The 23,261-nt window shown below is 41.2% G+C and carries 12 protein-coding genes; 10 read left to right on the top strand and 2 right to left on the bottom strand.

Annotated features, from left to right (window positions below; genetic code table 11):
- The first annotated feature begins 15 nt into the window (after positions 1–15).
- The 9 genes from IIC38_01105 (at position 16) to IIC38_01065 (ending at position 15,925) form a co-directional block, all read left to right on the top strand.
- Positions 16–3,021 carry a TonB-dependent receptor gene (locus IIC38_01105; GenBank protein MCH8124554.1) on the top strand — a complete coding sequence of 1,002 codons (3,006 nt, stop codon included), beginning with the start codon at positions 16–18 and terminating at the stop codon, positions 3,019–3,021.
- A 55-nt stretch (positions 3,022–3,076) separates the two neighbouring features.
- On the top strand, positions 3,077–5,284 hold the full coding sequence (locus IIC38_01100) for a hypothetical protein (GenBank protein MCH8124553.1): 2,208 nt from the start codon (positions 3,077–3,079) through the stop codon (positions 5,282–5,284).
- A 62-nt stretch (positions 5,285–5,346) separates the two neighbouring features.
- Positions 5,347–6,402, top strand: coding sequence for a PorV/PorQ family protein (locus tag IIC38_01095; protein MCH8124552.1), 1,056 nt, complete (start codon positions 5,347–5,349; stop codon positions 6,400–6,402).
- A gap of 84 nt (positions 6,403–6,486) precedes the next feature.
- A complete protein-coding gene (locus IIC38_01090) occupies positions 6,487–8,685 on the top strand; it encodes a hypothetical protein (protein ID MCH8124551.1) in 2,199 nt (732 codons plus the stop codon).
- Between the two features lie 167 nt (positions 8,686–8,852).
- Positions 8,853–10,085, top strand: coding sequence for a PQQ-like beta-propeller repeat protein (locus IIC38_01085; protein ID MCH8124550.1), 1,233 nt, complete (start codon positions 8,853–8,855; stop codon positions 10,083–10,085).
- A gap of 2 nt (positions 10,086–10,087) precedes the next feature.
- On the top strand, positions 10,088–12,319 hold the full coding sequence (locus IIC38_01080) for a TonB-dependent receptor (protein MCH8124549.1): 2,232 nt from the start codon (positions 10,088–10,090) through the stop codon (positions 12,317–12,319).
- Between the two features lie 137 nt (positions 12,320–12,456).
- On the top strand, positions 12,457–13,386 hold the full coding sequence (locus IIC38_01075; GenBank protein MCH8124548.1) for a homocysteine S-methyltransferase family protein: 930 nt from the start codon (positions 12,457–12,459) through the stop codon (positions 13,384–13,386).
- A gap of 19 nt (positions 13,387–13,405) precedes the next feature.
- A complete protein-coding gene (locus IIC38_01070; GenBank protein ID MCH8124547.1) occupies positions 13,406–14,689 on the top strand; it encodes an aminotransferase class V-fold PLP-dependent enzyme in 1,284 nt (427 codons plus the stop codon).
- A gap of 39 nt (positions 14,690–14,728) precedes the next feature.
- The gene (locus IIC38_01065) at positions 14,729–15,925 is read left to right on the top strand and encodes a P1 family peptidase (GenBank protein MCH8124546.1); all 1,197 of its coding nucleotides are present in this window, start codon (positions 14,729–14,731) and stop codon (positions 15,923–15,925) included.
- A gap of 439 nt (positions 15,926–16,364) precedes the next feature.
- Here the strand turns inward: IIC38_01065 and IIC38_01060 are convergent, their stop codons facing one another.
- Together IIC38_01060 and IIC38_01055 are read right to left on the bottom strand one after the other, a co-directional pair.
- On the bottom strand, positions 16,365–18,065 hold the full coding sequence (locus IIC38_01060; protein MCH8124545.1) for a GWxTD domain-containing protein: 1,701 nt from the start codon (positions 18,063–18,065) through the stop codon (positions 16,365–16,367).
- A gap of 1,009 nt (positions 18,066–19,074) precedes the next feature.
- Positions 19,075–22,299 (bottom strand): hypothetical protein, encoded by a 3,225-nt coding sequence (locus IIC38_01055; GenBank protein ID MCH8124544.1) that lies wholly within the window; start codon positions 22,297–22,299, stop codon positions 19,075–19,077.
- A gap of 361 nt (positions 22,300–22,660) precedes the next feature.
- Here IIC38_01055 and IIC38_01050 point away from each other — a divergent pair.
- A partial coding sequence (locus IIC38_01050) for a response regulator transcription factor (protein ID MCH8124543.1) occupies positions 22,661–23,261 on the top strand: 601 nt, incomplete at its 3' end.

Genomic DNA, 23,261 nt, shown 5'->3' with positions numbered 1-23,261 from the left:
AAAGGAGACCTAGCTATGAAACTTAAAACACTATTTAAAGTTAGCGGGTTTTTACTCTGTTTCACCGTTGTTTTTAGTATCGGCTTTGTACAAGCCGCCAATTTCGGTGAAACAGGTAAAATTGCCGGCCGGGTTGTTGATGGACAAACAGGCGACCCAATACCTGGCGCTAATGTCATTATCGAAGGTACAACCCAGGGTGCAGCAACAGATATAAACGGTTATTATACGATCTTGAAGATGCGGCCGGGTACGTATACGGTTGTTTCCAGTGTGATTGGTTACAAAAAAGTTCGGACAACCAATGTACAAGTTTCGGCGGATTTGACGACCACTATTAATTTTAACCTTGAAATCACTACATTATTAGGTGAAGCCGTGACGATCGTCTCCGAACGACCCCTCGTTATTAAAGATATGACGTCTTCTTCTACTCGAATAACTGCAGCCGAAATCGAAGATCTTCCTAACGTCTCAACCGTCACCGACGCCATCTCATTGATGCCTGGCATCGTCGGCGAGGGTGAAGAAATTCATGCTCGCGGCGGTCGTTCCGGTGAGGTTGTATACCTTGTAGACGGAATGTCAGTGAACGATCCTCTGTTTAATAGTGAAATCGTAAGCATTGGTAAATATGCTGTGCAGGAAATCGAGCTTTTAACGGGTGGTTTCCAAGCGGAATATGGCAATACACAATCAGGAGTAGTAAACATTATTACCCGGGGCGGTGGCCCAAAGTTATCCGGTAGAATTGCACATTTTACCGACCATATTACTGGCAGCGGCCGCTTCCCATCAGATGTACTTTCCGGCGCTGAAAATCCCCTGGACGTGTTATCTACAGATTATTTTAAGGGAATAGGACCTGGCGTTCGCAGCAATTCGTTTAACTCAGATCGAACAGAATTCAATTTGGGCGGTCCGGAGCCAATCACCAATAGGATTTTACCGGCATTGGGTTTTACCGGCTTGCAAGGTAAGGTGAACTTTTTTATCTCAGGAACGGCTTTTAGCACGGATGGATACCTCCCTAACGAGGATCAAAGCGGTCAACTAACTACATTCGATGAACAATTCACCTTTGAAGAAGGTAAGATTGAAGAACCCGGTGAAGCGCCTAGCGGTGATCTCACCTTAGTAAATCCCAGGCAGGTGGATCATCCGTTCCAACAAAATTTTCTGGGTATCGATTGGGGTGGCAGATTCAGGAATGATTTAAACTATAGCGCCCGCGTAAGTTACCGGGTGAATAACCAGATTAATACCAGCCTTAGTTTTACCGGCTCGCAATTCTGGCGGGATAGCCATAATCACAACACCTGGAAATGGCTGCCGGAACGCACGACTCAAACGGAGGGCAGGAATTCCAATACCGTTTTTAGCTGGAGCCATACTCTAAGCCCTAAAACGTTTTATCAAGTAAAGATTGCCTTATTAGACAATTTCAGAGAAACCTATCCGGGTATGAGAAATGGCATCAGATTACTGCCCGATGCAATGAACAATCGTCTTTTAGACGGACTGGGAGCAGATTTTGGCACGACCAACAGTGGAAATCCTGATGGATTCCTGGATGCCATAGACTCTGCAGATGAAAAATTAGGGAGATTAGACCCCCGTACTGCTTTTAATGCAGTTGGGTATGGAGATGATTGGTCACAACATGATACCCGAAAATATTCTTTAAAAGTCGATTACCTTACCCAGTTTAACAGGCATAACGAAGTAAAAATTGGCTTTAATTGGGACTATAGTATATTGCAGCAGCAGCAAATTAGCGATGCCGATAGTAAAGTGCCTTCCCGCCGTGTAAATCCACCGGACAATGGCCCATATATCACCTCCGGTTCATTGCGGGATTTTTATATCCGCTACCCCAATTCAGGCGCTGTTTATATTCAGGATAAAATCGAATTCGAATCATTAATTGCTAATATCGGCTTTCGATTCGATCGTTTTGATGCTGGCGCCCAGGTATTTGAACAGGGTGAAGCCTTTTTAACCGAAGATTCTGAAAAAAAGCGCATTAACACTAAAAATTACTTTTCACCCCGGCTTGGTTTATCACATCCAATCACAGATCGCAGCAGGTTATACTTCTTCTATGGACGGTTCGTACAAATACCTACCTTGAGTGAATTGTACCGCCGGCAAAATCGTTTTCGTGTATTCCAGAACCAGCTAAACACTTTTGGTAATCCCGACCTCGAGGCAGAAGAAACCATTTCTTATGAAATCGGTTTCGATCACCAACTAACAGATGATCTCAAAATTGGCGTAACCGGATTTTATAAAGATATCCGCAACCAAATCAACTCGGAAATTTTTGGTCCGGAAGCGGCTCCGTTTCGCATTTTAGTGAACAAAGACTATGGTCAGGACCGCGGATTCGAATTTGATCTCATAAAACGATTTAGTAATTATTATGCCGCCAATATTAATTATACTCTCATGTGGGCCACCGCACGATCATCAACGTTTAACTTAACAAACTCTACTATACCCTACTCAAACATAAATGAAATTAATTCGAGTTGGGATCAACGTCATACCATTAATGCCAATATCCGGTTTGAATTACCTGCCGGCCGAGGTATCGATCTGTTTGGAACGACGATCGATCGTGCCTCACTGACTTTATTTTGGCGCTACGGCAGTGGTCAGCCTTTTACTCTTGATAGCGAACTCGACCCTAGTAGAATCGTAAATAACGAGCGGCTGTCCTATTTCAGCGAGTTGGATCTTCGTTTTCGAAAGGACTTCAAACTCATGTCTGATATTTTTGCAACATTCTATTTGGATGTCAACAACCTGTTTAATAGAAGAAATGTTCTCTTCTTACAAGGCGATGACGCTCACCGTTGTATCACTTGCACAATTGAAAATCCGGAAACAAATGTTTTAGAAACCAAAACCTTTCCCCACGGTAATATTGAGGGAGACGGTACCCCTCGGGATCTACAACCGAATCAATTAGGCCCACCCAGGCAAATTCTATTTGGATTTGGCTTGCGGTTTTAATTTTAATTCAGATAAGCATAATGCAAAAAATTAGGTGTTTAATAAAGGAGCAATTATGAAAACGAAATTGATTAGTCGCGGCATAGGTTTCCTTATGGTGTTATTATTCTTATCCAGCGGAAACCTGTTCGCACAATTTGCAAATTATTTTGCCGATTCAAGACAGCATAGAAATGGGAAAATATGGGTCATGGTCACCAATTTTGGTCAGTTTGGTACGAATTCAACGGGTGGTGTGTTCTGGCCTGGTACCGACCTCGTAGGCCGACAGGCACGGTATATCAATCGCGGCGCATTGTGGTTCGGCGGTATTGTACCATCCGATGCAACCAGCGGCCCCGATTTAAATGACCCCGGTGATTTAGATACCCTGGTTTCCGAGGGCACTTCAGCCTGGAGTGTTGTAGATTTTGCTGAGACCTTTCCTCATTATCCTGACGATCGCTCGGCAATCGAAGTTCGCTCTTCGCTTGTGAGTAGTCCATTCTTCCATCCGGATGCGGTCTCGGAAGAAGACTTTATAGCGGTATATTCAGATACTTTTTTAAATGCTGCCGGCTTTCCATTTGCTCCACCCAAACACCAACGTGCACTCGGTTTGGAAATAATCGAAAAAAGTTACCAGTTTTCCCTATCTTTTGCCGAGGATATTGTCTTTTTCGACCTGGTGATCATAAATATCGGGAATAACCGTATCAGGAATGCTTATGCTGGATTTTTTGCCGACAATGACATGGGCTGTATAGGAAACGCGTCCCAAAGAGATGACGCCACAGGATTTATGCAATTTAATTCCACTGGTGATAGAGTAAATACTTCCTGGGTTGTGGAGCCTGATGGAGATGATGGTTGCATGCCCGGTGTTGTAGGGGTTCGGGTTTTACGGCCAACAGCAGAAGAAGGCCAGGTTTCTTTTAACTGGTGGATGAGTGATTCCGACATCAGCACAAAAAACGACTGGGGACCGATAACACCTAACGTTTATACCGGTGATCCAAATGATGGAGAGCAAGTCGGCACCCCGGAAGTTGACGTTGAAAAATACGTCTTCATGAGTAATGGATCCTTTGATGATCCTCAATTCGATCCGGAGACACTGGAGTTTAATCCAAATATTCCGGCTGGTGTCGATCCCAATGATAACTCACGATTTTTAATTTCTTTCGGTCCTCTTGGAGCTACGGAAGAAACCATATCTGACCCGAGCGATCCAATGTTTGGTCAGACAGTTAAGATCTTTGCCCCTGGTGATACTGTTTTATTCACCTATGCTATTATTGGCGGTGAAGGTGATGCTGCCATATCACAAGCATTGGGCTCATTCGACCCGGCATCTTTTGTAGATTTAGGTCGAAATGCCTTTATGGCAGGAATTATGTTTGATAACCCGGGCGTCGACACCGACGGAGATGGCTATTTCGGTGACGATTTGGACGGTGACGGCGTTATCGATACCGGGGACGGGGTTCCTGATTTTACAGGTCCGCCACCTCCGCCATCACCACCACTCAAGGTTACCCCTGGCGACCATACAATAACCCTGGATTGGTCGGAAGCAGATCCCTCAAGCCCGGGCTACGATGCAAACGATCCTAATTTGCCATTGAACTTTAAAGATCCATTTGTTTCAGATGATCCGAATACACCCGAAGATGAAAGTAAGGACTTCGAAGGATTCCGCGTATTAAGAAGTGCAACCGGTATTTTAGGAACCTTTGAAATATTAGCAGAATATGATTTACCGGATAATGACTTAGGCCGCAACACAGGTTTATCTTTCACTTATGTTGACCACGTTCCAAATGGTTTGGAATACACTTATGCAGTAGTTTCTTTTGATCGCGGCGCCCCCTCATTTGGAATCGAAACCTTAGCCTCGAGCCCACTAATAAATGGAATTAAAATAGCCGCCTCACCAGCAGCAGAGACTTCAGGAGGTTTTGGTGATCAAGAGATCTGGACTGAGCCTAATCCTTATATAGAGCGTTCCGGTTTTGAGGATTTTGGATTACCGAATAATGTTGCAGTCGAAAACTTCCGCGTTATCGATTTTGTAAATGTCCCGGCAAAATGCACCATTCGAATATTTACCGTGGATGGTGATTTGGTCGATACCATCCGGCATGACGATCCTATGTCATCCCGAGCTCGGTGGAACTTACTTTCAAGAAACACCAGACCGATTGCAAGCGGCATTTACCTCTATTCAGTCGAATCTGATAATGGAGATCAAAAAGTCGGTAGGTTTGTTGTAATAAAATAATAAACCATGAGAAATTAAATGAATAAAAAACTTTTAACTATCGATAAGGTAGGGAGTCCTTTATGAAAACAATAAAAAAATCAATTCGAGTTTTCTTAGCCCTGGTGTTGCTGGTTTCATTTTTTCCATTCTCACTTTTGGCTCAAGATAATAATCAAGGTGCCATAACAGTTTTGGGCGGTGCATCTAGGACTGGAACTGCAGCGGCTCAATTTCTGCAGCTTGGAGTAAGCGCCAGGGCAACCGGTATGGGTGAAACATTTGTTGCTCTTGTAGATGATGCCAGCGGCGCATTCTATAATCCTGGAGTTTTAGCTTTAATTGAGAATAGGCAAGCCTTTTTCAATCATACTAACTTGCCCGCAGGTTTGGCACATTACTTTGGTAGTTTTATACTGCCGACCAATTCCATGGGAACATTCGCCTTGAGTTTCATCGCGTTGACCACCGGGGACATTCCGGTGACGGTAGCTTTCCAGGGACCCACAGGTGAGAACTTTAGCGCCACTGAAATTGCCATCGGGCTAACCTATTCCAAAAGCTTAACGGATAGATTTGCCATAGGCGGCACTGCAAAATTTATTGCCCAGGATTTAGCTGGTTTCGACTCACGAACGGTTGCATTTGATATTGGCACCATATACTTTGCTGGCTATCGACACGCACGTTTGGGGATGTCAATTTCAAATTTTGGACCTGATATTACTTTCGGTAGCGAAAGTGATGTGGGCTTCGAAAGCCAATCCTTTCCTATGCCATTAACTTTCAGGTTTGGTGTGGCAGTCGACTTAATGTATTCCGATGACAGTAAATTGTGGCTAACAGGCCAATTAAATCAACCTAACGATAACCTCAGGTACCAGAGCGTCGGCCTCGAATATGGTTATCATGACCTGATTTTCCTTCGCACTGGCTTTAAAATTGACGAAGAAAATAATGATATACTGGACGATGATGGTATCAAGATTGAAGATGGATCCGGTTTTGCCGAATCATTATCCTTTGGCGCAGGCATTAATCTCGATGTAAGCGGAGTTAACGGCCGATTCGATGTATCCTGGACCAAAATGACAAACTTTGATGACTTGGTAAGATTCTCCGTATTATTAGGCTTTTAGATTTAATAATCCTTAGTCTCAAATGGCTCCATCTTTTATTTATTTGATGGAGCCATTTTTTTAACCTTTTTTGGGGAATTTTATATGAAAGCGATCGTATGCTATTCATTATTACTGATCTCTACTGTTTGCGTAACCAGAGAACTTCCTGCCCAATTTTCTAACTATTTTAGCGATTCAAAAATTCACAAGACCGGCAAGCTTTGGGTAACGATTACGAATTATGGTCAAATTGGCGGGAACCAGTCAGCAGGTGTACTTTGGCCAGGTACCGATATTCAAGGCCTGCCCAGATACATAAATCGTGGTGGATTTTGGTTCGGCGGAATTGTGCCATCGGACGGAACAAATGGGCCGGATTTGAATGATTCCGGTGATCTGGATACCCTGGTCTCCGAAGGCACTTCAGCCTGGAGTGTTGTAGATTTCGCTGAGACCTTTCCTCATTACCCGGACAGTCGTTCGGCAATCGAAGTTCGCTCTTCACTTACTAGTAGTGAATTCTACCATCCATCTGCGGTCTCGGAGGAAGATTTTATAGCTGTTTATACAGATACTTTTTTGAATGTAGCCAACTTTTCATTTTCTCCACCCAAACACCAACGTTCCCTTGGTTTGGAAATAATCGAAAAAAGTTACCAGTTTTCATTATCATTTGCCGAAGATATTGTCTTTTTCGACCTGGTGATAATAAATGTCGGTAATAACTATATCAGGAATTTTTATGCAGGTATTTTCGCTGACAACGATATGGGTTGTAGGGGGAATGCTGGCGATCAAAGTGATGCTACTGGATTTATGGCTGTCAATTCTTTTGGTGATGTCGTCAATACAGCCTGGGTTGTCGAAACCGATGGTGGTGAAGGGTGTATGGCAGGCGTAGTCGGGTTTAGAATTTTACGGCCGACTTCGCGTGCAGCTCCGCTTGCCTTTAACTGGTGGATGAGTGACTCTGATATAAACTCTAAGGAAGATTGGGGCCCCATAACACCCAATGTCCTTACCGGCGATCCCAATTCCGGAGATCCCATTGGCACACCGGTAGATGATCCTGAAAAATACATTCTTATGAGCAATGGCTCCATCGACTGGAATCAATACGATACAGACGATAATCAATTTGACTCCAGGATTCCCGTACCTATGGGTCCGTTTGGATTTATTGCCAATGATCCTTCGAGATTTTTACTTTCAGTCGGTCCAATGGGAACCAGGGATTCCACGATTACAGAACAGAACGACTCCATGTTTGGCCAAACAGTTAAGATATTCGCTCCAGGTGATTCAATTCTGTTTACTATTGCAATTATTGGCGGTAGTGGCGATCCGGATGTTGCTAGAGGATTGAATTCTTACGATCCGGCTGCTTTTGAGGATCTTGGTAAAAACGCAATCATAGCAAACAGTTTTTTTGACACTCCTGGTGTCGATACGGATAACGACGGTTTTGCCGGGTTAGACCTCAACAACGATGGCATAATTGACACCGGAGACGATGTCCCGGATTTCACCGGACTCATTCCCCCACTCTCCCCTCCTTTGAAAGTTATCCCTGGCGATCGCACTGTAACCCTGGACTGGTCGGCTGCTGATCCAAACAATTCCGGATATGATGCAACAGATCAAAGTTTACCCCTAAACTTCATTGACCCGTTTTATTCGGATAACCCAAACACAGAAGAAGACGAGAGAATAGATTTCGAAGGCTTTCGAGTTCTTAGGAGCAAAACCGGCAAAACCGGTACATTTGAACTACTGGCAGAATACGACTTACCAAATAATTCAATTGGAAACAATACAGGTCTTTCCTTTAATTATGTAGACCATGTCCCAAATGGATCACTGTTTTATTATTCCGTCATTTCTTTTGATCGTGGCGCTACCGAACTTGGGATAGAATCATTGGAATCAGATCTTCTCACAAATCTAACCAAAGTAAATGTATCACCTCAACTTTTAGAAGGTTTTGCAAAAGTATGGGTTGAGCCAAATCCTTATGTTTCCGGAGATGGCTTTAAAATCTTTTCGATGACACCTGAAGGGATCGGTGTCCATAATCGCGCCATTGACTTTGTCAATGTTCCTGATAAAAGTACAATTCGAATCTTCACTTTGGATGGCGATCTCGTGCATACATTAAAACACAACGATCCATTTTATTCCAGAGTTAGATGGGACTTATTTTCAAGGACCGGCCGCGCAATTTCCAGTGGTTTATATATTTTTTCCGTTGAAACAATTAACGGGGATAGACAAGTAGGGAGGTTTGTAATCATCAAATGAAAGATTATACGTGTTTTGGAATGATCATTTCGACGTGATACTTCATCCAAAAGAAATTTCTTTCCTGGAAATTTGTTCCTTATTATAACTAAACTTCTTACATTCTAACTTGATTTTAAATATTTTTCCGATTAAAATATTAAAATCAACCCAATAAAAGGATTAACATGAAAATTCATAAGTTTTTATTTTTTGTTGGAATAACCATTCTTTTATTCCAACCGGTTTTTGCCCAGGATTGGTCACAATGGCGTGGTTCAAATCGAGATGGCGTTGCAGCCATTTCTCAAATTCCGAGTAATTGGCCCCAGCAATTACGACAAGCCTGGCAAATTGAAGTTGGTGAAGGCCACTCCTCACCCATTTACTCAAATGGTAAAATATTTGTCTTTACCCGGCAAAACACCGAGGAAGTTCTTCTCTGCATCAATCCGAAAGATGCCTCCATCATTTGGCAAAAATCTTATTCGGCGCCTTACACGCTGAATCCCGCCGCATTTGGCCACGGTAAAGGACCAAAATCAACGCCGGTGATTGCAGAGGGTAAAATCATTACCCTTGGTATCAATGGAGTGCTTTCATGCTTCGATATTACCAATGGAGCATTGACCTGGCAAAGAAGGTTTACTGAGCAATTCAGTAAAACGGCGCCTGTTTTCGGTACTGCTATGTCTCCACTGGTCAATGACGGTTTAGCCATTGCACATGTGGGTGGTCAAAAAGGCGCCTTAATGGCTATTGACATAAAAAGCGGCGACATCAAATGGCAATGGGATAATGACGGACCGGGTTACTCCTCTCCACTTATTGCAACAATTGCCGGGGTAAAGCAAATTATCACTTTATCTCAAAAAAATATCATAGGACTTGCATTTGAAAATGGTAAGCTGCTATGGCAAATTCCATTTCAAACGCCATGGTTTCAAAATATTCAGACACCCCTTTTTTATGAAAACGACCTGATCCTTTCCGGCTTGCAGAAAGCATTAATGAGGGTGAAAATCGAAAAGAAAAATGACACTTGGTCGGTGGAAGAAGTATGGAAGAACAAAGATACCTGGACCTATATGAGTTCTCCGGTTTTGTTCGGTGATATTATTGTCCTGTTTTCAGATCGTCGTAAAGGATCATATGCAATGGTTGATGCAAAATCCGGTGAGGTGTTATGGCAAAGCCAGGGTCGTGTGGGTGAAAATGCTGCTTTAATTCGGGTTGGTGAATTTCTACTGAGTTTACAAAATGAAGGAAAATTAATCATTGCAAAACCAAGCCGTGAGAAGCTGGATATTATTAGAGAATATACAGTTGCCGACTCTCAAACCTGGGCGCACCCGGTACTATTTGATAATCATATTTTGATTAAAGACAAAACAAATTTGACCCTGTGGAAACTGAACTAATTTTGAAAAATAATTTTTTTAAAACGCTTAAGAACAAACTTCTCCGAATTCGTCGATTGTATTCATTTTTAATAATTTCGATCTTAATTAATATCTTTGTTATTTCAGTATTACTCGCCCAAACTCAGCAAGACTCTCTCAGGAAGGATCAGATTGAATATAAACTCAAACCGGTAACAGTGACTGCAGTTCGTACTTCACGTCCGATTTATGAAGTCCCATATGCAATTGATGTTCTCTCCAAAAAAAGTATTCAACGTGGTAAATTACAGCTTTCCTTAGAAGAATCTTTGCGTGAAGTTCCTGGAATCATTGTCAATAATCGAAATAATTTATCTCAGGGCGACCGTATTTCCATCAGGGGAATTGGCAGCCGTGCTTCATTCGGGGTTCGTGGGATTAAGATTATTCTGGATGACATCCCATTGACCATGCCGGATGGACAATCACAATTAAACAACCTGGACATCAGCTCAATTGGGTCTCTTGAAGTATTACGCGGACCCAATTCCGCACTATATGGAAATGCTTCAGGTGGAGTGCTCATTTTTCACACCGAATTTGCATCTGAACAAAGATTGTTATTCACACCCAAACTCACTATCGGCTCTTATGGCTACCAAAAATTACAGGCAAAATCTTCTTTAAATTTTAAGCGCCATAATTTCCTGGTCAATTTTTACAATCTTAAATTGGATGGTTTTCGGGAACATTCTTCTGCGAAAATGAATTCAGTCAACATCGTTGGTCATCATAATGTATCGAAACATTTTCGGGTTAGAACAGTTTTCAATTATTATGATTCTCCATACCTGTTAAATCCAAGTTCCTTATCAAAATCTGCAGCGGAATCAACTCCTCAGCAAGCAAGAACATTTGTCAAAAACCAAGGAGCTGGAAAGGAAATTCGTCAAATCCAGGGTGGTGTTTCATTGTTGTATGGCCAAAAAAAGGAAAAATTCGAACTAACAATGTATGGATTGTCACGATCGCTTTTCAATCTTATCCCGGGTAGAATTATCGATCTTTCAAGGCATGCCGGTGGGTTACGTGGAGTCTTCAGCAAGAGCTCGCATCTAAATGGAATCACTATCAGATTGACTGGCGGAGCTGATTTTGAAAGCCAAAGCGATGATCGCTCCGAGTTTATTAATTTGGGTTTGCCTGATAATCTTTATCCATCGTTAGAAGAAAAAGAAATTTTTAACCAGGTTCGTTTCGGATCCAAGTTACTCGAACAAAAAGAGGAGGTCCTTGGTATTGGGCCTTTTATTCATTTAGAATTTGTTTTCCGGCAGAATTTATTTTTTACCATTGGGACTCGCTACGATTATTATAAATTCAAAGTTAAAGATAATTTTCTAGAGGACAATGTCGATGATTCCGGTGAAAGAAACATGGATCAAATTAGTCCAATGATCGGATTCACCTACCGCTTTGATCCTTTGTCCAGTTTTTACATAAATTATTCAACCGCTTTTCAAACTCCAACAACTACGGAATTGAGTAATCGACCATCTGGTGCAGGTGGATTTAATCCTGCATTGGAGCCGGAAGATATCAAAAGCCTTGAAGTTGGACTAAAAGGAGTTTGGGCTGACCACAAAATCAACTACGATCTGGCATTATACGCTCTACAAATTACCAATATGCTCATTCCGTTCCAGGTTCAAGATCCTGCCAGTGAAGAAATTTTCTTTCGGAATGCCGGTAAAGCAACCAATAAAGGATTTGAATTAAAATCTACCTGGACGCCAATCACCGGGACTAAAATCATTTTATCCTATTCATACATGAACTTTATTTTTAAAGACTTTGTTGTAGAATCTTCTCCTGATAATTTACAATTGTCTGACAACAAGGTTCCAGGCATCCCGCCACATCGATTTTTTGCCGGATTCAATTATGAACACGATTCAGGATTTTACTCAGCAATCAATTTTAAATGGAATGACAATTTCTTTGCTAATGATTTGAATGGACCACCTGTTGGCAGCGATTTATCAAGGCAATCTTTTATAAATTCATCTTATTTTTTAGTTGATACTCACTTTGGGCTTCAACGGAAATTACACGATTTTTCAGTTCATTTATTATTAGGGATCAACAATATATTCGATAATAAATATAATGACTCCATCGTACCCAATGCCTTCGGAAATCGGTTTTTTGAGCCGGCGCCTGGTAGAAATTGGTATGCTGGAGTAAGTTTCCCAATTTCATCTGCAAAGTAAATAGCCGAAAAAAAATCCATTTTTTTAATTTTCAACTTGATTTTTGTATTAAATATTTCGTAAAATTGAATAAGCTCAATTTAACTATCTGAACGAATCAAATCTTTTCTGTTGTTTTTAAAGGTTGAAAATAGGAAATGAACAAATCTATACCACAACCATTTCTTCCCAATCGTACCATATTGCTTGATGGCGGTGTTGGACGTGAGCTTAGATTTCGTGGCGTAGAAGTACCAAAAACTATCTGGTCTGCCAATGCTTTGCTGGTGGCACCGGAGGTGGTTCGCCAGATCCACATCGATTACATTTTTGCCGGGGCCGATATCATAACTACCAATACCTATGGGGTCAAACGTGCAGATTTAGCTGAAATTGGAATTGAATCTTTGTTTGAGGAATTGATTCAATTAGCCTGCAAATTGGCACGACAAGCCAGGACATCAACCGGACAACAAGTTTTGATAGCAGGTTCTTTGGCGCCATTGCGAGGAAGTTTTCGACCTGATCTAGTTGGCGATCCGGACAAAATAACACCTGTTTATCAGGAACAGGCAGAATTAATGGCCCCTTATGTGGATTTATTTTTATGTGAAACCATCTCCTCAGCTACGGAAGCTCGAGCTTCAGCAGAAGCTGCATGCAGTACCGGAAAACCTGTTTGGGTATCCTGGACTCTGCATGAAGACAGGTCCGGCAATTTACGCAGTGGTGAGACAATTTTAGAAGCTGCAGAAACGTTGCAAGACCTTCCGGTCTGCGGGTTCCTGGTGAATTGTTCTTCGCCTGAGAGTATAACATCCGCTATTCCTCATTTAGCATCTTTGGATACCAGGTGGTGCGGCGGTTATGCAAATATTTTTAAACCCATTGCCCAGGATTGGAAGCTTAATGGGGATAAAGAAACTGATGGATTTATACCATTACGTTATGATCTAAATCCAATGCAATATAGCGAACATGTTATGAAATGGCTGGATTCAGGTGCAACAGTAGTGGGAGGATGTTGTGGAACGAGACCTGCACATATCAAACTGCTAAAGGAAATAATAGACCAAGAAACCGAGTAAATAGTTAACGGGAGTTATAATGAACCGCAGAAATTTTTTAAAAGGAAGTTCGATCGGGGCTGCTGGAATTTTAATTACAAATCAAATGTCACAAATAAAGCAAACATTTGCAGCTGACCTTGACAATTTTAATTCAAAAATTAACGGAGACTTTACCCATCTTCGTTCAGCCTATCAATTGAGTCCTGATGTACAATATTTTAATCATGCATCCATAGGCACGATTCCAAGCGCAGTACAAAAAGCCCGTCAAAAATACTTGGAACTTTGCGAATCCAATCCCTGGCTGTATATGTGGGGCGGCGCCTGGGAAGAATCGCGCGAGGAGACCCGAAAAAAAGCTGCTCAAATTCTGAATTGCTCGCCCGGTGAAGTGGCCTTAACCCATAACACTACCGAGGGATTTAATATATTAGCAAATGGTCTTCCACTAGGCAAGGGCGACGAGGTTGTTTTCAGTTCAATGAACCATGCAGGCGCAAGTGTTTGCTGGTTTCACCAGGCCAAGGATAAAGGATTTCAGGTTAATAAATTCGATTTCCCTGTTACGTCTTCATCAGAACTATCTAAACAAGATGTCCTCGATTTATACGACCGCAACATCACAAATCGAACCAGGGTGCTGGTTTTCCCACACATAGACAATATTGTCGGGTTAAACCATCCGGTACGAGAGTTGACTGAACTGGCTCGAAGCAAAGGTGTGGAGTTTATCGCTGTAGATGGCGCTCAAGCTGTCGGGATGGTCCAGACAGATATGCGGGATATGGATGTTGATTTTTACGCTTGCAGTCCTCATAAGTGGGTACAATCTCCAAAGGGCACCGGTATGCTTTTTATGAAAAAGGAGCAACAACTACATGTAAAACCGATGTGGGTGACCTGGGGACAAAATCGCTGGAAAGGAACCGTGCGTATTTTTGAAGACTACGGCACCAGAAATCTTGCCGAAGTTCTTGCTCTTGGGGATGCTATAGATTTCCAACAAAAATTGGGGATGAAAGCTAAATTGAAGCACTACGAAAAGCTTTGGGAATACTTTGTAGAAGTCATTGATAATCATCCCCAGTTGCAATGGCGCTCTCCAAGAAACTGGGAATTATCGTCATCCATTTATGCTGTAGAAGTTATCAATAAGAAAAGTTCAGAACTATCTCAAGAACTGTTTAAAAACCACGGCATCATTGTCAGGCCGTTTTCCTCGCAAGGCTTGAATACCTTACGCATTTCACCAAACGTTTTTGATACGAAAAAAGAACTAGATGACCTGGTTGAAATACTTCTTGCTTACACAAAAGCTTGATCAAAAGATGAAAAAAATAATTTAATTGAGGTGCTGCATATGATAGTCATTCAAAAAGAGTATACAAATAGATTCTCACATTTGATATTCGGTTTCGTTTTACTCTGCATTCTGACAGCGACTTGTGTTTTTGGAAGTGATAAACCCAGGGCAAGAGACCTGGGTATTCCGTTAGATGGCAATCCGGGCAAACTCAATGCAATAACAGATGTTGCAGGAATTGAAGTCGGGCATGTCACGTTGATTTCAGGTGAAGGCAAACTAATTGTTGGTAAAGGGCCGGTCAGAACCGGGGTAACGGCCATCCTGCCCCGCGGTAAAAAGTGGGATCCGGTATTTGCTGGTTGGTACTCTCTCAATGGTAATGGCGAAATGACCGGTACCACCTGGGTGGAAGAGTCGGGTTTTTTAGAAGGACCGATCATGATTACCAATACTCATAGCGTCGGTGTGGTCCGGGATGCCGTGATTAGCTGGCAGCATAAAAATAAAATAAGCGACCCAATATTCTCCGATATCTTTTGGGCATTACCGGTTGTCGCAGAAACCTACGATGGTGGCTTAAACGATATCAATGGTTTTCATGTAAAGGCCGAACATGTGTTCACCGCTTTAAATAATACCAAGAGCGGCCCGGTTGCTGAAGGCAATGTCGGCGGCGGCACGGGTATGGTTTGCCATGGTTTTAAGGGGGGAATAGGAACAGCTTCGAGGGTTTTATCGCAACGGCAAGGCGGGTATACTGTCGGGGTTTTGGTACAGGCAAATCATGGCGGCAGAAATACTTTTACGGTTGCCGGCGTTCCGGTTGGCAAAGAGATTAGCGATTTACGCGGCGAATTTACATGGCCCCGGGAGACCGGATCGATCATTGTCGTTGTCGCTACGGACGCGCCATTACTGCCGCATCAATTAAAGCGATTAGCTCGCCGGGTACCTATAGGAATCGGCAAAGTGGGCGGCCAGGGCGGTAATACATCGGGAGATATTTTCATCGCTTTCTCCACTGCAAATCCAGGCGCGGCGCATCGCAGGGAGGTTCAAGATCTAAAAATGTTACCGAACGATCGAATATCATCGTTGTTCGAAGCCACTATTCAAGCAGTGGAAGAAGCCATTTTAAATTGCCTGGTCGCAGCAGAAACTATGACCGGTATCAATGGAAATACGGTTTATGCATTACCCCAAGATCGCTTGAAAGAAGCTCTGAAAAAATATAATCGGTTGGTGGAATAGCAGTAGTTTGATGTGTAGGATGATTAGGGGGTGGTGATGGGCATTATTATGAAACATTTTTGGATGCCATACTTATTTTCCCTTTAAATTACCTGCCTCTGCCCAGCCTCATAACCAAGGGGTGAGAAGCCATTAGAAAATGGCGCGAGGGACAGACAGAGGGCAATTTAATCGTTATTTAGTACTTGTTGAAGTTTCTTATTAGATATTATTTTTTTTAGGATTGGTACAAGCATTACAAGAAGAAAAAATTTATTTATTTGAGTAAAGAACCCAATTGTATAGTTAGCAAAGACAGCAATGATAAGAAGTGTTATGAGAACTATTAACAACCACTGTAGAAATTGATATAAGTTATTTTTCATGGTTTACATACCTTTATATCCGCACCTCAAAAAAGTCTTTGTGCAAAAAATAAATAAATTCTAAGCCTTTATCTTTACTCCAGGCTGAATGATATTTTAGCATCCTTAGATTTCCCTGCCACCATATCCCGAACATGAACGGTTAATTCGAAATTTCCTTTCCCAATCTTCCCAAGGTCGAGTTGTGAATATGATATATCTGTTGAAGTAGAGCCAGATTGCCGGTTCGAGATTGTAGTACTTTTACCACCTTTTTTGAAGAAACCTGTTATTCCTCCTTTTTTAGCCTCCTTTACTTTGTATTCAATCTGAAAATCAGTAGAACCTGAGCCGTCTTTCTTGAGGCCATAAATTTCAAAATAAACAAATATCGGGTCGGTTAATGAAAACTTTCTAAAGGGTGTCGGCTCAATTGCCAGGGACGAACGGATAATACGTTTGTAAGTTGGGATAGACATTGAATCCGCCTCCGGAAGAATATTTTCTGCTAGCAGGACAGAACTGATTGCAAGTCCTTGATCTCTCTTATTCTTATTAAAAATAAATTCTTGTTGACCATGCTGATGGGTTGGGTTGTTAATTGCCTCTGAAAGAAAATAATAGTCACCTTTGCTCAACTCAAAGTCGAAAGTTCCATAAGTACTCTCAGATATTAAATCTGAAAATTTGATGGGAACAACAGAATTTTGTTTTGCAACATTAATTTTTTTTGAATTTATCACCAAAGTGCTCATTAACACATTTTGATTGGGTAACTCAAGATAGGATTCAATAGCTTTTTGTTCTAGCCCATAAGTGACTACATAAGTTCCCGTGTTATTATCATTTTCAAAGTAAGAAATATGTTGCACAAAAGGTAAATCCGATAAGATTCGGCTAACGACGTGTTTTAACTCCTCTCTCTTCTTTTTATTCTTAAACGATTCCACGCCAATCAAGAAACCCATTTGTCTAAAACCATCATCTTGTGACCAATTTCCAAACCTTTTCAAAGTCCTAAACTCAAAATCAGCCGCCTGGTAAGATGGTGAAAGTAACTTCCGCCTTTTAACAATTTCAACATATGCTCTTTGTTTGTTGATCTTTCCGTCTTCATCTGTAAGTGTTTGTAAACCAAAATCAATTTGGTTAATAAGGATATACCCATTTACATCTTCAAAAAAGTCAAATGCTACAGCTGGTTTAAAAGAATAATAAAACCAGGTTTCTACCGAAGGCCGGAATCCAGTATCAAATATTTGCGATTGTGTACGGGCACTACTTGTTGCCATTTGGGTTTCATTAAATAATTCATCCGCTTCGCCATAACGGACAAAAATACTACCGCGATGATCATAAGTTCGATCTGAAGAATTACCATAACTTTTGCGCGCAATCAATAATCGCTGGTAATGTTCGAAAAGTCGCTCATTGGATAGAGTCGATCTGGTTGGATCGCGCCGTCTCCAAAAAGAAGAAATGAATTGCATTTTTTCCAAATTACCGGATAATTGCCACCACAATTGATATTCGCTTTCATTTAGAATATCGATTATGTCTATAAACAAACGATTTAAAATGCGTCTATTGTGCTGGGATTGCTCAAACAAACTTGGAACTGCTTGCATAAACCTATTTGTTGCGATTGAAATATCTTCCTCATCAACAAATATATTTTCCAGGTAGTTTGCTTTCCATGTTCTCGGTAATTTTTGCCCACTTACTGTCAGAGGGTAAGTTAGAATGGAATAAAATGAAGCAATAAGGATGATCAATTGAAAATGCCGATTATTCATACGCTCTCATCAACCATTAAATTAGACGAGGTCTATTGATCTTACGAGTTTTAATGTAATATCTTATTTGAGGAATGCAATTCATTAAATTTATTCTGACATTTTTTTAAGTTTTTTCCCGGGTGTTCAACGAAATGTCCTAACCTGGATAATTCATGAATCATGTTTTTGAGCTTAAAACTTCCAATTATGTCATCCCGTCGCGCGACGGGATCTATTTACATACATATGAAAAAGCAGAAAGTTAAGCATGAAAATAGGGTGAAATGATCTTTTCTTGGATACCAATTATAAGGTTTATGAATGGGTCAGGCTAATAAACTTTTGGAGTAATTATGAAAAATTGAAATGAATGACCTAACACAATATAATCGAATAAATATCGTCTTTTTTTGATCAGTATTAAGTCTGTACTACAAGGCGATAACATTGTGTTTTTTAGCAAAGTTTTGGTTGGCCAAGATCATACACAACGATCAACAAACAACACGGCTTTAAAATAAAAACAATAATATAGCCACGGATTCGCACGGATAAAACACGGATTTAATAAATGAGTTCATTCTAAAAAGGAGGGATACCGATTCCATCGCTCTCAGAAGTATTTGTTTTCATGTATCAATTTTTTTTAGAAAAGCGATTGAATCGGTTTTTAGAGTAGACTCATAAATGGAACTTTAAATTTCACTTTTTCAACTTAAAACATTTCCACAAACTTCAAATTGAATGGTATGATATAATTTTTTTTTCTAAACGGATTTTATCCGTGTCCATCAGTGAAAATCCATGGCTAAATAATTTGGTTATGGCCCAAGGCCGCGCTGTGTTAATCAGTGGCTGATATCGTTTTCACACTACATTTGGATTCTTAACTTTTAATCATCATGATTATCTAACAATGATTGTTCATTATATTTCATAACCACCTGAGCTGAGTCGTAAGGGTGGGTTATATATATATAGACAACATGCTTCGACTCCGCTCAGAATGTTCTTTGTTCGCAATTATTTAATCCCCATCCACATCAATTATCTCTTTGCCGGAATTCTTTAAAAGTTTATTAAGCTCTGCAACATCTTCATTCAGGATTTTTTGTAATTCTGATAAATGTCCTTTTAAAATTTTTTCGATGTCATCAAACCGCAAGAAAGCATCTTTTCCGAGCTTTTGGTCCGCACGTGTTGTCATGCCATTTAGATAGGTTAATTGTCTATACAGCTTTGGTTTGAGCTGGGCGCCAACCTTACCTTCTTTTGTTTGTACCAGCTCTTCTTCAATTGCCGTTAGCCTGTCAGCAGTTGCACCCAACTTAGCGGCCAACCGGCTGTCTTCTTGAGAACTACTTTTTATGCTGTCCAGCTGGCTTCTAACAGAACGGATTTGAATCACACCGTTATTCGTTTGAGAAATGCTATCTCGGATGCGAATATTCAAATCAAACTGCTCCTGCAGATCAGCAATGGTAACATTGTCTTTTGCCACTCTCGGATCTATCATGACTATTAAATTCTGTTCTTGACTCCAATCCCCCACTCGCAATCGAACTCGGTAACTACCGGGGACTGCAAATGGTCCCTGGCCACCAAATTGATTTCTCTGTAACGAAACCGGGCCAGTATAACGAAGGTTCCAGACAAAGCGATGCATACCCGGTTTATTGGTGAGCTTGGTTGATCTTCCGCCAAATCTTATATTTGTTGACATTTCAACTTCACCCGAATCCGTTCCAGTGGCTGTTTCAACCGGACTTGAATAGGTTTGTATGATATTGTTATTAGTATCCAGGACTTCAAGTATGATTCCTTCACTTGCCTTTTCGGCCAGATAGTAATCAATCATGGCGCCGTTCGGAGGATATTCAGGAGACGCTCCGTCATCTCCTGCCCTTCTATTCGACCATCGGGTTCGATACGCATCTCGTGGTTTAAAAAGGAATGCTTTGGCTTCGGCTATTTTGTTATCAATTTGATGCAGTGTGCTCAAATTATCCATAATCCAAAACGATCTGCCCATGGTTGAAAGCACAAGGTCTTTATGGTGAACTTTGATATCGGTAATGGGTGTGGCTGGAAGGTTGAGCTGAAACGACTGCCAGTGCTCGCCATCATCAAATGACACAAACATGCCGAACTCAGTGCCGACATACAGTAAACCCTTCCGATTTGGATCTTCTCGCACAACACGAGTTGGCTCATTTGAGGGAATTCCATTTGTACCATCAGTTAACAGTTGCCAATCTTCCCCATAGTTGTTGGTAAGAAAGATGTATGGAGACCAGTCATCTAACATATAACGATAAACAGCAGCTAAAGCCCTTCCCGGTTCATGAGGGGATGGATCGATGGTTTGAACCCTGCCGCCTGGGAGAAGACCCTTGGGCGTAATATTTTTCCAGTTTTTTCCTCCATCACGGGATATGTGAAATAAACCATCATTCGAACCCACCCAGAGCACGCCTTCCTCGAATAGCGATTCTCTGAAAGCATATATCGTGCTGTAAATTTCCTCACCGGTAATATCACGTGTGATAGGCCCTCCGGAAAAAACTTGTTTAGTGGGATCATTGGCAGTAAGATCGGGGCTGATGGTCTCCCAGGTTCGACCTTCATCCTTGGTTTTGTGAACATATTGCGAAGTATGATAAATCACCTGGGGATTATGGGGCGAAAGTTCAATGGGTGAAGTCCGTTGAAACCGATACGGCATTTCACTGGCAGCATGACCATAGTTAAAATGTGGATAGACCCAGTATTGCATTTCTTGTCCAGTCGCGTGATTATAACGACTGAATCGCCCTTTGCAGCCACCATAAACGATGTTTGGATCCAACGGATGAATAGCTATCGGGCCGGTCTCACAACCAGCAACTGCACGCCAGAACTGTTTCGGTGAGATTGGCCGGTTTGAGGTTGGTGGAATGCTTGGTACCATGATCGTACTATTGTCCTGCTGTTCGCCATAAACCCAATACGGGAACTGGTTATCCACAACAACATGGTACAGTTCTGCCGTAGCCTGGTTATATTGCTCAGACCATGTTTTCCCTCCATCGAAACTAACATTCACACCGCCATCATTAGCCTGGAAAAGAAAATTAGAATCTTCAGGGTGAATCCACATATCGTGGTTGTCTCCATGGGGCGTACGAATGCGGTCAAACGTCCTGCCGCCATCGACTGATTTGAAGAATCCTTCATTGTTAATGTAAACGGTATTTTCATCATTGGGATCTGCAGTAATATGCGTATAATAAAAAGGACGGTATGTCAGACTTTTTTGGGGATTAATAAACTGGAAACTCAAACCGGCATCATCCGAACGATATAGTCCGCCTTCATCATCAGGCGCTTCAACCAATACATAAACTCTTTGTGGATTTGCAGGTGAGACGGAAACGGCAATTTTTCCGATTAATCCACCTGGCAATCCGGTTGTAAGTTTTAGCCATGTGTCTCCACCATTAGTCGTTTTGTAAAGTCCGCCTTCTAAAGCGCCGCTGATAATGGTCCAGGGTTTCCGTTCGGCACGCCACATTACAGCATAGATTTCCAGAGGGTTACTTGGATTCATAGATAAATCCACAGCGCCGGTGCTATCCGAAATGAACAACACCCGTTCCCAATTTGTCCCTCCATCTTTCGAGCGATAAATGCCTCTTTCCGGATTAGGTCCGAAAGCATGACCTAATGCAGCTATATAAACTAAATTTGGATCATTTGGATCAATTACTAACTTGCCAATTTGACCGGCTTCAGGCAACCCGATAAATGACCATGTTTTTGCGCCATCTTCAGATTTATAAACTCCTCGTCCTGTAGAAACATTACTGCGGATACAGGCTGAACCTGTCCCGACGTATAAAACATCCGGGTTTGACTTTGCTGCTCCAATGGCTCCGATTGAACCAACAGAGAAATATCCATCTGATACATTTTTATAATTCCGTCCGTATGTGGTAGTTTTCCAAACGCCTCCACCGGTTCCGCCAAAATAGAGGATTGTGGGATTACCGGGAACGCCTGTCACCGCGGTAACGCGACCACCCCGGTGAGGTCCGATCATACGATATTTTAATCCCTGGAATAATTCAGGTTTAACAGTTGTGTTGGGGTCAGATTTAGAATCATCTGCATAGCTTAGTTTTGAAGAAATCAGGACAATTCCGTTTGAGATTAAAAATGAGATTAAAATGAATAGGTACATTTTGGGAATGAATTTTATGAGGGTATTCATGTTAATATCTCCTAATTAAACAATCATTAATAATTAAATGTAAGTTAATATTGAAGAAGTATATAGAAACGTTACTTACTTATAGAAAAATAAAACTGCCGGAGAAAAAATCAAGGTTTTTCATCAATTGACCAGCCTTAAATGTATTTAGAAATTTGTAATTTAATCAAATAATAATCTCAATAATTATGCCATCAGCATTATAATTTAATCGATTTCAAATATTTTATATAAATTAAATTATAAACTTATAATTCTTTTCAACAATTCAACCGATTAATAAAATGATTAAATATATTCCATGATCAAAGAGGATCATTAAATTACTCGTAAAGAATCCTTAATAATGAAAGCGTGATGCATGAAAATATTAATCGCAGAAGATGACGCGATCACTGGCCAATTTTTAAAGATTATTTTAAATAAAGTTGGGTACGACACCATTCTGGCTATCAACGGTAACCAGGCCTGGGAGATATTGCAGCAAGAAGATCCTCCCAAACTAGCAATATTTGATTGGATGATGCCTGGAATTAGCGGGGTAGAATTATGTAAAAAACTTAGGGCCACCAATGAGATTATTCGCACTTATATTATTTTATTGACTGCTAAAACTGCTAAGAATGATGTAATAGCCGGGTTAAAAGCCGGAGCAAATGATTATATGACTAAACCATTCAATAGAATTGAATTGATAGCCCGGTTAAAAGTAGGCGAACATTCCCTTGATTTACAATCTCAGCTAATCCAACGAATCCAAAATTTAGAAGAAGTTGTGAGACGAAATCATCTACTCGGACAGGCCCTGAGAAATCAAAGCAAATCCAAAACTCGCTCACTCCCGAATAACTGTGGGATGGATCATATTCTTATGAAAACTTTGAACGAGATGGGTGTAAAATCTCTCAAAGTGCACAATGAAACAACTGTTGATAATGAATTAAAACCTCACTATGTTGCAT

The organism is candidate division KSB1 bacterium, assembly GCA_022566355.1.
Taxonomy (GTDB): domain Bacteria; phylum Zhuqueibacterota; class JdFR-76; order JdFR-76; family DREG01; genus JADFJB01.
The sequence above is the reverse complement of the archived record's forward strand: the minus strand, read 5'-3'. Positions and strand labels throughout refer to the sequence as shown.